The following is a 14747-nucleotide window of genomic DNA, read 5'->3' on the forward strand; positions in this document are numbered from 1 at the left end:
CACACGGCTTATCGCCGCGCACCGACGAGTGCGCGCACCACCTTCGGCGACCGCTGGGCGGAAAGCTCGCCGCACCTACCGTCCAGGACGGACGCACAAGCTACGACGGCGACGTCCGCCACTCGTGCGCGCCGCACCGATAACGTGCCGACCGGAATCGTCGGCCACCGGTCCCGCGCCACTGCGCCGGAACCATTCCGGCTGCCCGTGACGGACTCTCAGACCACAATCACGCCGACCGGCGGTCCCCGCCGAGCCACCACATGACGCAGCACGGCACCGCGCAGAGGCACGGCCGCGCGCTCGGAAACGACCGGAACACCGACCCCGGCTTCGTCCACCGTCGAGTGGATCAACACCAACAGCAGCGGTGCCAGAATCCGCGAATACAGCGCGTGCAGCAGCGCGAACAAGGCCCGCTCGCCGCACCAGAGCCACACCGCACAAACCACAGCGGCCACCGCATGCCCGGCGATCATCGCCAGCGAACCTGCCTGCGCGAGGGAACCTGGCAGAGCCGAAACGTGCGATGCGCCATGACCGCCCGATACAACCGAGACACCGAACCACAGGTGCAGTGCCGCCTGCATCACCAGCAGGCCACCGCCGATCGCAATGATTCCCCGCTGCCGATCGGCCAGCGCCCACGCCACCGAACCCGTCGCGGCAAACGCCACGAGCAGCGTCGACAGTGACAGCGCATGCCCGGATGCCTCGGCGTGGCCGACAGCGGACAACAACACTCCGATCGCCGCGAATATCGCCGCACGGATTGCCCGCAGGTGCGGCGATATGGGCAAGCGGTTCATAACAATGCCTATCCTCCCATCCGGCACGCGCGTGCGAGTCGGAAGGGTTTGATCAGCCGCGCTCGGTCATCTCTCGAGCCATGCCCGGCGCGACCGAGCGTTTCGATCATTGCCTGCGCCGCATCACCGCGCCGCCACCGATCAGCAGACCGAGCGCGCCGAGCACGATACCGATGACGCCGAGCCAGCGTGCGGTGTCATCGCTGGCGGACCCACTGCTGGTCGACATCGCCGGAATGTCGCCGTGGTTCTCGGCCCCACCCGCTTGTTTGGCCGCCAAAGCCAAAGTCGGAGCGGGGTATTCGGGCTCACCCTTACCGGTTTCGGGCTCATCCCACTTGACGATCTCGCCGTCGGCGTAGGTCTGCACCGCTGGCATGGTGATTTTGTCCATATCGGGCAGCCCATTGGCGAGCACCATGAACTGCCCGAACTGTCCCGGCCCGATCCCACCACCGGAGTCGGCGGTCCAGGTGACGGCGGTGACACTGCCGTCCTTGTGTGTCACCACTTTCCAGCCGGGCACCGCCTCGGTATCGACAGCGGTCACCCCGGGAATCCGCACCGCCAACTCGACGGTCGGGCTATTGGTCAGCGATTCGTTCGGCACCCGGAACACCAGCACTGCCGAACCACCACGCGTCGCACCCGGCGCCGACACCGTGACATGAGCCGATGCGGGAGCCGCGGCGATCACCACGGCGGCCGCTGCGGCGACGACGGTCGAACCCGCACGTCCCAACCAAGATTTGTTCATCGTCGAGATCACTCCTTCGGCTAAAGGAATCGAACGCAACTGATGCTCAGCAGTGACGATAGCCGCGCGATACCCCCGTACCAGGGAAATCGGCTTATCCGCCGACCCAACCGGTAGGTATCCCTCAGCCGATACTGAACGGCTCGCCCCACACGGTGACCCAGGTGACGACATTGGCGGTCTCCACCTCGACGCCCACAAAGGAGCGGGCCTGGGCATACCCGGCACATCCATTGAGGTCGATGGTTTCATCGGCCCAGGACACACCACCGCTGGGGCCCTTGAACTCGTGCCGGATCCGGTGCACCTCCTGGCCGAAATCATCCGCCTGCTCGAGGTCGAGCAGAAAGAACGACTTCGCCTGGCCGGGACCCAATGTCAGATTGCCGCCGCTATTGGCGCCTGCACCCGGCTTGACGTGCTGCCCGTCACTCCAGTCGAGGGTGCCCGTCACTCCGCCATTGGCACCGCCACCGGCGATATTGACCTGGCAGCCGACAACGTAACCGGGGGCGATGCGACCACCCCGGACACCGGGCCCGGACAACTCGACCGACGCCGTCCCCGACACCCAGGCATTGCGGTGCAGCGGCGTCGCCCCCATCGACGGGTTGATATTCGCCGACTCACCGGACAGCGTGATATCGACGACGGTGCCATCCGACAGCGTCTTGGTCAGATGCGCACCGGGCAGCGGCACGAAGGTATCGGCATTCGCCGCGCCCGTAGCGCAGCATCCCAGACCGGCGACGGTTGCGATCCCCAGACCGGCGAGCCGGGCAATGAGCTTGCGGTTGATCATCTTTGACTTCCTCGAAGAGTGAATTCGCCTGAGCGAGAAGAGATTCGACAAATCCGGGATCAGCCGATGCTGAACGGAGCCCCATAGAGGGTGGTCTTCGAGTAGTGGTCGCCGATGATTTCCACAACCGTGTACGCCCGCGCCTGCGCATAGCCCGCACAGCCCTGGATCTCTATTTCGGCGTCCTGATACTCCACCGAGTACGTGCCGGCTTTGGGAATGTCCTTGTAGTCGATCTGAACGAACTTCACCTCACCGGGCCCGAGATTCACCCCCACCGAACCGCCGAGTGATCCCCCACTCAGGTTGATTCCGCCGGACACTCCCGCCGAGATCGCATTGTCGGCAATGCTGACCTGGCACCCGACGAGGTAGCCGGTGCTCAGCTGCGAAATACCGTGTGTCGACGAATTATTGGTGCCCGCAGCGCCCGAAGGGCCGTTATTGGGACCGACCACACCCTCCGGCGTGACAGCGACCTCGGCGATCGCATTACCCGACACCCACACCGTGCGCCCGGCACCATTGGCCGCCAACGAGGGCGACACGATCGCATGCTCGCCATTGCGGATGATGTTCACGCCCGGACCGGCCTTCTGCCCGTCCGGCAATGCGACGAACGCATCGGCATTCGCGGCGCCCGTCGACAGCAAACCAACGGCCACAACCGCGCCCGCCCCGGCAATCCCCAGACCCCGGCGCACGCCGAAGCCACAGACATCTCTCACTACTAACCCCTCAACAGGTGCGCACTTGACGATTCAGCGTTCGCGACACCCTCCGATCCCGGGCGTCGGCGCTGACCGATCGGTAGTCGCGCCCGAACGCCGAGAGTTCCCGCCCGGCGCAAATCTGTGGCACGGGTCACGACCCGGGTACGGACGACCACCAACGCGGGTCCAACACGCCTGGCCGCGATGCGTATCCGGCGCAGTCCCGGTGACCGAACAGCCGCTCCCGTCCCGTTCCGGGCGAATCGGGAGCAGCGTGGTAGCCGGGGATGTGCTGAAGTTGTGAGGTGAGGCCGGTATCGTCCGGCACGATGCGCGGGCAGCTGGCTCAACGATCCGCGCGGAGGAGGATCACCGTGACCGACCGACCGCATACGGCAGCGACAGCAGAGACGCCAGGAACACCGTCGAGTGCGCACAGTACGGCCGGGCTCGCGGTGGTGGTCGCTGCGCTGGGTGTGGTGTTCGGTGATATCGGCACCAGCCCGATCTACACCCTGCAGACGGTGTTCAACCCGAGCGACCCGCATCCCGTTCCGGTCAGCCGGGACAACATATTCGGTGTGGTGTCGCTGGTGTTCTGGTCGGTAATGATCATTGTCACCGTCACCTATGTGCTGCTGGCGATGCGCGCCGATAACGATGGCGAGGGCGGCATCATGGCGCTGATCACGCTGCTGCGGCGCTGGACCGCGCCGGGCGGCCGCCGCACCGCCATGGCACTGTCCGCGCTGGGCATCTTCGGCGCGTCATTGTTCTTCGGCGACAGCATGATCACCCCGGCGATCTCGGTGCTGTCGGCGGTCGAGGGACTCAAGGTCGTAGAACCCTCGCTGGAAGAGCTGATCGTGCCGATCACCGCGGTGATCATCGTGGCGTTGTTCCTGGTCCAGAAGCGCGGAACCGCGGCGGTCGGCCGGGTTTTCGGGCCCGTGATGATCGTCTGGTTCATCACGATCGGTGCGTGCGGTGTCGCGGGCATCGGCAAACATCCGGAGATCCTGAAGGCACTGTCACCGACGTATGCGCTGAGCTTTCTGTTCGGCCATTTCGACATCGCCTTCTTCGCGCTGGCCGCGATCGTGCTCGCGGTCACCGGCGCCGAGGCGCTGTACGCCGATATGGGGCACTTCGGCCGCCGAGCGATCACCCGCGCCTGGCTCGTCCTGGTATTCCCCGCGTGCGTACTCAGCTATATGGGCCAGGGTGCGCTGATCCTCGACGATCCCGCCAATCTCAGCGCCCCGTTCTTCCTGCTCGTGCCCGGATGGGGGCGACTACCGATGGTGCTGCTGGCCACCGCGGCCACGGTCATCGCCTCCCAGGCGGTGATCACCGGCGCGTACTCGGTCGCCGCGCAGGCCGCTCAGCTCGGCTATCTGCCCAGGCTGCGCATCGCGCACACCTCGGAGTCCACCATCGGCCAGATCTACGTGCCATGGATCAACTGGCTGCTGATGGTTTCGGTGCTGACCTTGGTCTTCGCCTTCCGTTCCTCGGCGGCGCTGGCCTACGCATTCGGTATGGCGGTCACCGGCACCATCACCATCACCACGCTGCTGTTCTTCTATGTCGCCCGCGCGAAATGGCAGACACCGCTGTGGTTGATCGCGCTGGGCGCGATCCCATTGCTGGCGGTCGACCTGCTGTTCGTCACGGCCAATATCACCAAATTCGTGCACGGGGCTTGGCTGCCGCTGCTGATCGGCATCACCGCATTCACCATCATGACCACCTGGCAACGCGGCCGCGAAATCGTCACCGCCGAGCGCGAACGGCGCGAGGGATCGCTCGGCGAGTTCGTTGACGAACTGCAGAGCGGAACCGCCTCGGCGATCACCGTCCCCGGCACCGCCATCTTCCTCAACCGCGGCAAACAAACCGCGCCGCTGGCCATGCGGGCCAATGTCGAGCACAACCACGTCCGGCACCAGCAGATCGTGATCATCTCCATCAAGACCGAGCCGGTGCCGCGCGTTCCGGTGGACCAGCGCGTCGCCATCGACCACCTCGGCTACCGCGAGGACGGCATCATCTTCGTCACCGCCCGCTACGGCTATATGGAAACCCCCGACGTGCCCGCCGCACTGGCCCTACTCGACCCGGCGGAAACCGAAGGCCTACTGCAACTCGACGACGCCTCGTACTTCCTCTCGACCATCGAACTGCGCCGCGGCGACGCCCCGACCATGGCGGACTGGCGCAAGCGACTGTTCATCGCCACCAGCCACATCACCGCCGACGCCGCCGAATACTTCGGCCTCCCCCGCGACCGCACGGTCATCATGGGCTCACAGATCGAGGTGTAGCCGGTGCCGCGGCTCAGCCGCACAATCGACCACACGGTCGCACCGAGCAGCAGGGCGTTGCGCAGTGCCAGAACCAGCACGCCGGACCAGCTTCCGGTGGCCACCCGGTCGTAGACGAACGGGAACTCGACCTGGCTCACCAGCGCGGTAACCAGCACCAGGACCACGACGGGCCGCTGTGTGGTGCGCGAGTCGAGCGCGCACACCGCGGCCACCGCCACCGCCCACACCAGGTACTGCGGGCTGAGTACCCGGCTGGTCGCCAAGGCGAGCAGCACCGCGGCCAAGGCCAGATCCGCTGCCGGAGGCCGCATGCGCCACCAGGCGACCAGCAGTACCGCGCCGCCGATGATCGTGGCCGCCACGCAGCCCAGGGCCACGGCGGACACCCCCGGCCCCGACAGTTCCTCGGCCCCGTAGCGATGCACGATGCGCCAGCCGCCGGTCACCAGCCGAGCGATCAACAGCGGTGTGGCAGCGACAGATTCGATCTGCAACCCACGCTTCGACTGAAACTGCAGGAACGACCACGCGCCCGGACCCAACACCGTCAGCCCGGCGCTCGCCAGCACACCGACACCGGCCGCCACCGCACTCATCCGCCACAGCGCCCGCCAGCGCAACCCCAGCACGACCACCAGCGGCCACACTTTCAGCAGCACGCCAGCGGCGGCGGCCGCACCCGCCGCCGCCGGTCGGCGCGTCGCCCACAGCAGTGCGACGACCGCGGCCGCCGCCACGATCAGATCGAATCGGCCGTAACAGACCCGGCCCAGCAATGCCACCCCGAGCGTCCAGACCCATGGCCCGGTCGCCCGGCCCGCGCGCGGCGCGGCCCGGATCAACAAGGCCAGTACGCCCGCGTCCGCCGCGGCGACCAGCGCGAAGAACCACCAGTTGTAGCCGTGCCCGCCACCGAGCAGCCAGGGCAGCACCAACAGCGCGCCCGCACCGGGCGGATACTGCCACCGCTCATCGTGCAGCGGAAAACTATTCTGGGACACAATGAGTTCGGCCCATTCGCGGTACAGCGTCAAGTCCGCGGCCGCGGCATCCCAAATACTGGGCGGCAGCGCCGTCACCCCGGTGAACACCACCATCAGCAGCCGAGTGACACCCCACACCAACCACAACCTCGATACCGACGACAGCCCACGCACAACGCCGCAGCCTAACCATCGGGACCCTGATCAGCACGAGATGCAGGTGGGGGGCACCGCCGTCGAAGGGCATCCGGGATCAGGGCGTTGTCGGCTCCGACGAATCCGACGGCCCGGCCGAATCATCTTCGCCCAGGCCGAATCTCAATCGGCGATGCGCGTCGCGCAGCTGGTGCTCCGCCTTGATCGACATCGGATGATCGGGGCCGAGGGCACGCAGGCAACTGGCGTGGGTTGCCATGTACCAGTAGAGCGCTTCGTCGTGCTGCCCCGACGCCCAGCATGCATCGGCGAGTACCAACTGCGCCCCGAGCGTGCGCGCATCCTCCGCACCGAACGCGTCGATACATTGCCCCAGCTCCCACCGACGCTGGGTAATGTCCGGATGCGCCACCGGCGCGCGCTCCTGCGCCGCGGTTCGCACTCCCAGCCGGTGACCGAACCGCCACGCGATGACGCCGCCGACCCCGGCGACCGCATAGGCACGCCAGTAGCCGTTGTCGGAAAACCACGATCCGACCGCGAAGATCGTGCAGTACGCGGCCACCCCCGCCCCAATCCTGCTGCCCCAGAACCAGAACGCCGACCTGCGCATTGATCTCCTTTCGACAGATAGTCGGTGCGTACTACGCAGCTGTTCGTAGCCGAATGCGCGCACGATTGGTGCGCCCACCCCGAGGTGGCCACTGCGGAATCCGCCGCATCGGCGATAACTCTGGACTAATAGGTCATTACCCGATCTGTCGTTGATCGGGCAGGTGGGCGCATTGCAGGGTGGAACTGCCGAGACCGGCACTGTTGCACACCTTGACACGGGAGAGATCGTTGTCCGTTCCAGACCACCCGAAAACCACTGCGGCCCTTAGCGGTTCGCGCACCGTCACCGATCGGCTCGGCACCGCCGGGGCCCTGGTCGGTACGGCGTTCATCATGGCTGTCGGGGGCGGCTACCTGGTCGCTCCGGATTCGATGGCACCGAACTTCGGCCTGCCCGACTGGCCGCGCGGCGAGGCCACCGGATTCATGAATGTCAAGGGTGTCCGCGACGTCGTCACCGGGCTGATCCTGCTCGCGCTGCTCGCGGCGCGGCAGCGGCGCGCGGTCGGCATCGCCATGGTGACCATCGCATTGATCCCCACTGGCGACATGCTGACCATCCTGGTCCGCCGCGGCTCCACCGCCACCGCGATCGGCGTCCACGGCCTCACCGCGGCCTTCGTCGGTGCCGCCGGAGCACTGCTGCTGCGGGGCGAGAAGCGATGACGGGCACCGCGATGAACACGACGGCGATGAAGACGATCCTCAATACCGCCCACATCTACATGATCGTCGGGGTGGTCTCCGGCCTGTACTACCGCGAACTCACCAAGATCGAGGATTTCACCGGGCAGACCCAGCTCGGCGTGGTGCACACCCATCTGCTGGCGCTGGGGATGCTGTTCTTCCTCATCGTCCTGGCGCTGGAGAAGCTGTTCATCCTCAGCGCGCACCGGCTGTTCGGCTGGTTTTTCACCGTCTACAACATCGGTCTGGTCATTACCGTCGCCGCGATGACCGTGCACGGCACCCTGACCGTCCTCGGTCGATCGAACTCCGAAGTGATCGCGCTGCTCGCCGGGGCCGGTCACATCCTGCTGACGGCCGGGCTGATCCTTTTGTTCATCCTGCTCGGCAAACGCCTTGCCAGCCAGCCCGATTCGGCGCGCGAACCCGCTCCCGAGCGCGAAATCGCCGAACCGGCAATCGCCTGACCCCGAAATGAGGAAATGATGACAACAGGCCAGGCAACCGCGCTGTGGACGCGCGACGCGGTATCCCTCGCCGCAATGATCGCGGCAGGTGAGGTCACGGCGACGGAGGTGGTGTCGGCGCATCTGGCGCGAATCGCGGAGATCGATCCCTCGGTCACGGCGATCACTTCCGTGCTCGCGGAATCGGCGTTGGCCGCGGCGGCTCGAGCCGATCGGCAAGCGGAGCCGATCGGGCCGCTGCACGGGGTGCCGTTCACCGTCAAGAACAATCTCGACGTCGCCGACAGCCCCACCACCTGGGGTGTCGCGGCATTCGCGAACGCGGTCGCACCGTCGGATGCGCCCGCGGTGGCGGCGCTGCGGCGGGCCGGTGCAATCGTGATCGGCCGAACCAATATGCCGGACTTCGCGACTCGCTGGCACACCGACAATGACGCCGCGGGCCCGACCATCAACCCATGGGACGCCTCGCGCAGCCCCGGCGGATCCAGTGGCGGCGATGCCGCCGCCGTGGCGACCGGTATGACACCGCTCGGACTCGGTACCGACTTCGGCGGTTCCCTCCGGGTGCCCGCCGCATTCTGCGGTGTCACCTCGTTGCGCACGACACCCGGCCGGGTCGCGGTCGCGTCCAGCCTGCCCGGACCGGCACCCGCGCCCACCAACCAGATGTTCGCCGCGCCAGGGCCGGTGGCCCGTTCGGTGCGCGACCTCTCGGCTGCCTTCGCGGTAATGATCGATGGCGATGTGCGCGATCCCGCGTGGATCCCGGCCCGTGATCTCGACGACCCCACCGGGACGCCCGCGGTCGCGGTGTGCGCGGATGGCAGCGTCGATCCGCAGGTACGCGCGGCCGTGCGGCGGGCCGCGGATGCGCTGGCGCGCGCCGGGCATCCGATCACCGAGGTGGCGGCGCCACGGCTGGACGAAACGGCAACGGCCTATGGCCGGCTCGTCTCCACCGAGGTGGTGACCCAGCGTCGGGACCTCATGCGCCGCGTCGGCAGCCCCGGACTCAACGCCTTCATCGACACCGCGCTCGAGCTGTTCCCGCCGCTGGACCTGGCGGGCTATATGTCCGGGCTGGGCGAGCGTCTCACCCTGCGCGCCGCCTGGTCCCGGTTCCTCGCCGACCATCCGATCGTGCTCGGCCCGGTATCGGCGGCGCTACCCTGGCCGGTCGGCTACGACCTCGGCGGTACCGCGAATGTCGCGCAAATGTATGCCGCACAACAGCTGACCATTGCCGCCAACTACCTCGGACTGCCCGCGGTCACGCTACCGGCGGCGCTATCGGCCGAAGGACTGCCGATCGGGGTGCAGCTGATCACCGCGCCATTCGCCGAACACCGCGGGCTCTCCGCCGCCGCCCGCATCGAGGCGGCATTCCGATTGGAGACCCCGATTTCACCGCGATCCGGCAACCCCGACTCCCGATGAGTTCTCGGTGCGAGCGTCACGCTGGCTGTCGTGCGGAATCGATCGACCCGATAATCGATCTGGACTGATCACTTCCCGTAACCGGCAACTGCGGTATTCACATCTCGCGTGTATTGATGTGCGGGCCGAAGTGGAGTTACGGGACATCGAGATCTTCTTGGCGCTGGCCGAGGAGCTGCATTTCGGTCGCACGGCCGAGCGTCTGCATGTCACCCAGGCGATGGTGAGTCAATCGATCAAGAAGCAGGAACGGCGTCTCGGTGGCGCGCTGTTCGACCGCACCAGCAGGGCGATTCGACTCACCCCGCTGGGCGAACAGCTGTATCGGGAACTCAATGCGGGATACCGGCAGATCATGGATGGTGTCGCGAGCGTATCCGCCGCCGCGCGCGGCACCGCCGGGATGCTCACATTGGGCAGTATCGGACCGCACCCGTTCGGGCTCGACGATCTCGTCGAGGCGATGGAGTTGTTCCAGCACCGCTATCCGGCAGCGCAGCTACAGCATCGGGAGATCCAGCCGCCAGCGCCCTTGGATCCGTTGCGGTCCGGCGAGGTCGATGTGGCACTGCTGTGGCTGCCGGTGCGGGAACCCGACCTCACCATCGGCCCGGTGACCCACACCTCCCCGGTGCTGCTCATGGTTGCCGCCCATCACCCCTTCGCCCAACGTGATTCGATCTGCCTGGAAGATCTCGGCGACGCCACGGTGGTGGCGGGTGACTCGATTCCGCATTACATGGAGGAGGCCATCAACCCCTTCTACACGCCGTCGGGCCGCCCGATAGCGCGTGGCCCGGTGATGTCCACCTGGCAGCAGGTGGTCAACACAGTGACCTCGGGGCAGTGCGTCGCCGGAGTCGTCGCGGAGTTCGCGGGCTACTACCCGTGGCCGGGCCTGGCATTCGTGCCGATCCGTGATGCCGCGCCCTCCCGCTGGGCGCTGGTGTGGCGCAGCGCCGCGGAAACACCGCTGATCCGAGCATTCGCCGAAACGGTGTCCGATGTCGTCGGCGGCAACTGATCGCTTTGCCTCAAGAGCAGCAGGTCGGTCCGCAGCACGGCGCCGGCGCATCCTCGACAGTCGGCTGCGGCGCCGGTTTGACGGCCTTGACGATCGCCGAATGCATGCCGTCGGCCACGGAATGGGTTGCGGTGATTTCGATTTCGGTGAAACCGGCCGCGGCCAGCCCGGCGCGATATTCGGCGAACGAGAGCGCACCGGCGATGCAGCCGACATAGTCGCCGCGTTCGGCGCGCTGCTGTGCCGAGAGCGCATCGTCGGCGATGACGTCGGAGATGCCGATCCGCCCGCCGGGCACGAGCACGCGGGCCATCTCGGCGAATACAGCGGATTTATCCACCGACAGGTTGATAACGCAGTTGGAGATCACCACGTCGATGCTGTTGGCGGGCAACGGGATCGCCTCGATCGTGCCCTTCAGGAATTCGACGTTCGCCGCATCGGCCTTCGCGGCGTTCTCCCGCGCCAGGGCCAGCATCTCGTCGGTCATATCGACCCCGTACGCCTTACCGGTCGGACCGACGCGACGCGCGGAAAGCAGAACATCGATGCCGCCGCCGGAACCCAGATCCAACACCCGCTCGCCCTCGCGGAGTTCGGCGACGGCGGTCGGATTGCCGCAGCCCAGTGATGCGGCGGTCGCGGCGATCGGAAGTTGGTCGCGGTCGGCGGCCCGGTAGAGGCTGGCGCCGAAGTTGCTATCGACCTCGACCGAAGGGCTGCCGCAACAATCGTTGGCGGCACCGCCTTCGGCAACCATATTCGCGGCCTCGGCATACCGCGCCCGGACGGTCTCACGAAGTTCGCTGTGCTGATCTGTCATGACATACCCCTAGTTCGTAGGTTAACCAGGTAACGAGAAGACGGGTCTACCTGGCTGTATTGATGAATGTCGATACAGCTTGCGCCCTGAATCGATGAATGTCAATATAGATAGGTGTCGAAACAGGATCTGCCGGTAATCGGCTCCACCAACGCCTGCTGCGTCCCGACCTTGACCAGCCCGCTGGACCACGAGGCGGCGACGGAGCTGGCGGCGGCGTTCAAGGCGCTGGCCGATCCGGTCCGGCTACGGCTGCTGTCGTTGATCGCGTCCCGCCCCGGCGAGGAGATCTGCGTCTGCGAGCTGACCCCACAGTTCGACCTGTCCCAACCCACCATCTCCCACCACCTCAAGGTGCTGCGCGAGGCCGGCCTGATCAACAGCGAGCGTCGCGGCACCTGGGTTTTCTACTGGTCGATACCGGAAGTGCTGCAACGACTTTCGGCCATCCTGAGTACCGCGGGTGCCGAGCCCGTCACCGTATCCGAATGAGCACGCCCGCGCTGGCGCGGCGGTTGCTCGCGGAGTTCGTCGGGACCGCACTACTGGTCTGTGTCGTCGTCGGTTCCGGGATCGCCGCCACCCAGCTCTCGCCCGACGACATCGGACTGCAACTGCTGGAGAACTCGACCGCGACGGCATTCGGACTCGCGGTGCTGATCCTGATGTTCGGGCCGGTCTCCGGCGCTCACTTCAACCCCGCCGTCTCCGCCGCGGACTGGCTGCTCGGCCTGCGCCACGGCACCGGGCTGACCGGCCGCGATGTCATCGCCTACACCGGCGCGCAGATCGGCGGTGCAATCGGCGGCGCGGTGCTGGCGAACGTCATGTTCGACCAGACCCCGGTCCAGATCGCCACCCACCACCGCGTCAGCGGCGGACATCTGGTCGGCGAAATCATTGCTACCGCAGGACTTATCGCGGTCATCTTCACCCTGGCCCGCACCGGTCGCGCGACGCTGTCGGCGGCCGCGGTCGCGGCCTGGATCGGCGCAGCCTACTGGTTCACCAGCTCCACGTCATTCGCCAATCCGGCGGTCACGATCGGGCGCGCCTGCTCCGATACGTTCGCCGGAATCGCGCCCGCCTCCGTCCCGGGATTCATCGCCGCCCAAATCATCGGCGCACTCGCCGGACTCGCCCTGGTTCGCGTCCTCTACCCCAGCCCCACTGCCGAATCGGCAGCGGATGTCACCACTCCCGCCAACTGAAAGATCCGATCCACCCATGGCTGCCAAGCCCAGTGTCCTGTTCGTCTGCGTCCACAATGCCGGACGCTCCCAGATGGCCCAGGGTTTCCTCACCCATCTCGCCGGCGGCGCCATCGACGTGCGCTCCGCCGGAACCGCGCCCGCCGACACCATCAATCCCCTTGCCGTCGAGGCGATGGCCGAAATCGGCATCGATATCACCGGGCAGACACCCAAGATCCTCACCCCCGACACCGTGGAAACCTCCACCGTCGTCATCACGATGGGGTGCGGCGACACCTGCCCTTATTTTCCCGGCGTCAGCTACCGCGACTGGAAACTCGACGATCCCGCGGGCCAAGACCTGGACACCGTCCGGGCCATCCGCGACCAGATCGAACAACGCGTGCGCGACCTGCTGGGTGAACTCGGCATCCAGAGCTGACACCTGGCGCATCACCGACCACATTCGCGGACCACGGTTGGACTTCAGCACGAAACCGAGCGCGCCGAGCCAGATTCGCCTGCCGAGCAAGTCCTAGAACACGTTCTAGACAGTTTTGATGTTTTGTCTTACGCTCGGTTCATGACGACAGAGTTGTCTCACCGACCGCAGTTCGAATTGAGATCCGCGGAGACCTGGCGGGATCCGTGGCAGATGTATGCCGAGCTGCGGGCACATGATCCCGTGCATCATGTTGTGCCCCAGGATGATCCGGCGAGCGACTACTATGTGCTGTCCCGCTATGCGGATGTGCACGCGGCGGCGCGCGACGTCACGACGTTCTCCTCGGCGCACGGGCTGACCGTCGACTACCGCGATCTCGGCGAAATCGGCCTGCCGCAGCCGCGGCCGTTCGTCTTCACCGATCCGCCGGATCACACGACCTTCCGCAGACAGGTCATGAAGGGCTTCACGCCACGCCAGGTGCGTTCGGTCGAACCGCAGGTGCGCGCATTCGTGGTCGCGCGACTGGAGCGGCTGCGGGCGGCTGGCGAGGGCGATATCGTCGTCGAACTGTTCAAACCGCTGCCGAGCATGGTGGTCGCGCACTATCTCGGTGTGCCGGAACCGGATCGGCCGAAATTCGACGAGTGGACCGATCTCATCATGACCGCCTCCGCGGGCGGCAGTCCGCTCGATGCCCAAGAGGCCATCGGTGAATTGATGCAGTACTTCACCCAGCTGATCGAACGCCGCCGCGCCGAACCCGCCGACGATACGATCTCACATCTGGTCGCCTCCGGCCTGGGCGCGGACGGCGACTACGCGGGCATCATCTCGATTCTCGGCTTCGCCTTCACCATGATCACCGGCGGAAACGACACCACCACCGGCAATCTCGGCGGTGCGGTGCAACTGCTCACCGAGCGCCCGGATCAGCGCCGGCTGCTGATCGAGAATCCGGCGCTCATCCCGGACGCGGTCGAGGAATTCCTCCGGCTCACCTCGCCGGTGCAGGGGTTGGCGCGCACCCTGGTGCGCGATACCGAGCTGCACGGCACGACCATTCCGGCCGGACGCCGCGCACTGCTGCTGTATGCCTCCGCTAACCGCGACGAACGCGAATTCGGCCCCAACGCAAGCGAACTCGACGTACTTCGACGCCCGAAGCAGATCCTGACCTTCAGCCACGGCAACCACCACTGCCTCGGCGCCGCCGCCGCACGCATGGTCGCATGCGTGGCGCTCGAGGAATTGCTCACGCGCTGTCCGGATTTCGTCGTCGATATCGACCGAGTCCGCTATGCGCCCGGCAGCTATGTGCGCTGGCCGGACCGTGTGCCATTCCGGGTGTCGCCATGAATGCGGTATTCGGACCACGCGCCGTTCCAGGTGACGCCATGAATGCGGTATTCGGACCACGCGCCGTTCCAGGTGACGCCATGAATGCGGCATTCGGACCACGCGCCGTTCCAGGTGACGCCATGAATGCGGCATTCGGACCAC

15 protein-coding genes and 1 pseudogene are annotated in these 14747 nt (G+C 66.5%); 9 read left to right on the plus strand and 7 right to left on the minus strand.

The window, feature by feature from the left end; genetic code table 11:
* Positions 1 to 218 precede the first annotated feature (218 nt).
* From ABZ293_RS12235 to ABZ293_RS12250, 4 genes are all read right to left on the minus strand, one after another.
* Entirely contained in the window at positions 219 to 809 is a 591-nt protein-coding gene (locus tag ABZ293_RS12235) for a hypothetical protein (protein ID WP_355179851.1), read from the minus strand.
* Positions 810 to 915: 106 nt separating this feature from the next.
* On the minus strand, positions 916 to 1566 hold the full coding sequence (locus tag ABZ293_RS12240) for a YcnI family protein (RefSeq protein WP_355179853.1): 651 nt from the start codon (positions 1564 to 1566) through the stop codon (positions 916 to 918).
* Positions 1567 to 1690: 124 nt separating this feature from the next.
* Positions 1691 to 2368 (minus strand): MspA family porin, encoded by a 678-nt coding sequence (locus tag ABZ293_RS12245; protein ID WP_354958912.1) that lies wholly within the window; start codon positions 2366 to 2368, stop codon positions 1691 to 1693.
* A gap of 59 nt (positions 2369 to 2427) precedes the next feature.
* Positions 2428 to 3096, minus strand: a complete 669-nt coding sequence (locus ABZ293_RS12250) for an MspA family porin (RefSeq protein WP_355179855.1) — start codon at positions 3094 to 3096, stop codon at positions 2428 to 2430.
* A gap of 443 nt (positions 3097 to 3539) precedes the next feature.
* Between ABZ293_RS12250 and ABZ293_RS12255 the strand changes: the two genes are divergently transcribed.
* Positions 3540 to 5408 (plus strand): potassium transporter Kup, encoded by a 1869-nt coding sequence (locus ABZ293_RS12255; protein WP_355180023.1) that lies wholly within the window; start codon positions 3540 to 3542, stop codon positions 5406 to 5408.
* A gap of 251 nt (positions 5409 to 5659) precedes the next feature.
* Here the strand turns inward: ABZ293_RS12255 and ABZ293_RS12260 are convergent.
* Together ABZ293_RS12260 and ABZ293_RS12265 are read right to left on the minus strand one after the other, a co-directional pair.
* Positions 5660 to 6508 (minus strand): annotated as a pseudogene (locus tag ABZ293_RS12260) (glycosyltransferase 87 family protein); the annotation flags it as partial.
* 139 nt (positions 6509 to 6647) lie between these two features.
* On the minus strand, positions 6648 to 7163 hold the full coding sequence (locus tag ABZ293_RS12265) for a tetratricopeptide repeat protein (protein WP_355179857.1): 516 nt from the start codon (positions 7161 to 7163) through the stop codon (positions 6648 to 6650).
* A 230-nt stretch (positions 7164 to 7393) separates the two neighbouring features.
* Here ABZ293_RS12265 and ABZ293_RS12270 point away from each other — a divergent pair, with 230 nt between their 5' ends.
* The 4 genes from ABZ293_RS12270 to ABZ293_RS12285 all read left to right on the plus strand — a co-directional run bounded on the left by ABZ293_RS12270 (position 7394) and on the right by ABZ293_RS12285 (position 10783).
* Positions 7394 to 7831, plus strand: coding sequence for a DUF4267 domain-containing protein (locus ABZ293_RS12270; RefSeq protein ID WP_355179859.1), 438 nt, complete (start codon positions 7394 to 7396; stop codon positions 7829 to 7831).
* A complete protein-coding gene (locus tag ABZ293_RS12275; protein WP_355179861.1) occupies positions 7828 to 8319 on the plus strand; it encodes a DUF2871 domain-containing protein in 492 nt (163 codons plus the stop codon). Before ABZ293_RS12270 ends, ABZ293_RS12275 begins: the two co-directional genes overlap by 4 nt.
* A gap of 18 nt (positions 8320 to 8337) precedes the next feature.
* Positions 8338 to 9759, plus strand: coding sequence for an amidase (locus ABZ293_RS12280; protein WP_355179863.1), 1422 nt, complete (start codon positions 8338 to 8340; stop codon positions 9757 to 9759).
* Between the two features lie 118 nt (positions 9760 to 9877).
* Positions 9878 to 10783 carry a LysR family transcriptional regulator gene (locus tag ABZ293_RS12285; RefSeq protein WP_355179865.1) on the plus strand — a complete coding sequence of 302 codons (906 nt, stop codon included), beginning with the start codon at positions 9878 to 9880 and terminating at the stop codon, positions 10781 to 10783.
* Positions 10784 to 10793: 10 nt separating this feature from the next.
* Here the strand turns inward: ABZ293_RS12285 and arsM are convergent, their stop codons facing one another.
* Complete coding sequence (gene arsM / locus ABZ293_RS12290) at positions 10794 to 11606, minus strand: arsenite methyltransferase (protein WP_355179867.1); 813 nt, start codon at positions 11604 to 11606, stop codon at positions 10794 to 10796.
* A gap of 114 nt (positions 11607 to 11720) precedes the next feature.
* On the opposite strand from arsM, the gene ABZ293_RS12295 reads away from it, so the two are divergent.
* The 4 genes from ABZ293_RS12295 (at position 11721) to ABZ293_RS12310 (ending at position 14603) form a co-directional block, all read left to right on the plus strand.
* Positions 11721 to 12098, plus strand: coding sequence for a metalloregulator ArsR/SmtB family transcription factor (locus ABZ293_RS12295; RefSeq protein WP_355179869.1), 378 nt, complete (start codon positions 11721 to 11723; stop codon positions 12096 to 12098).
* Positions 12095 to 12817: an aquaporin gene (locus tag ABZ293_RS12300; RefSeq protein WP_355179871.1), complete on the plus strand. Its 723-nt coding sequence runs from the start codon at positions 12095 to 12097 to the stop codon at positions 12815 to 12817. The genes ABZ293_RS12295 and ABZ293_RS12300 overlap by 4 nt, the downstream gene beginning before the upstream one ends.
* Positions 12818 to 12833: 16 nt before the next feature.
* A complete protein-coding gene (locus ABZ293_RS12305) occupies positions 12834 to 13241 on the plus strand; it encodes an arsenate reductase ArsC (RefSeq protein ID WP_355179873.1) in 408 nt (135 codons plus the stop codon).
* Positions 13242 to 13382: 141 nt separating this feature from the next.
* On the plus strand, positions 13383 to 14603 hold the full coding sequence (locus ABZ293_RS12310; RefSeq protein ID WP_355179875.1) for a cytochrome P450: 1221 nt from the start codon (positions 13383 to 13385) through the stop codon (positions 14601 to 14603).
* Positions 14604 to 14747 lie beyond the last annotated feature (144 nt).

Origin of the sequence: Nocardia sp. NPDC005998, assembly GCF_040614395.1 — a bacterium.
Taxonomy (GTDB): domain Bacteria; phylum Actinomycetota; class Actinomycetes; order Mycobacteriales; family Mycobacteriaceae; genus Nocardia.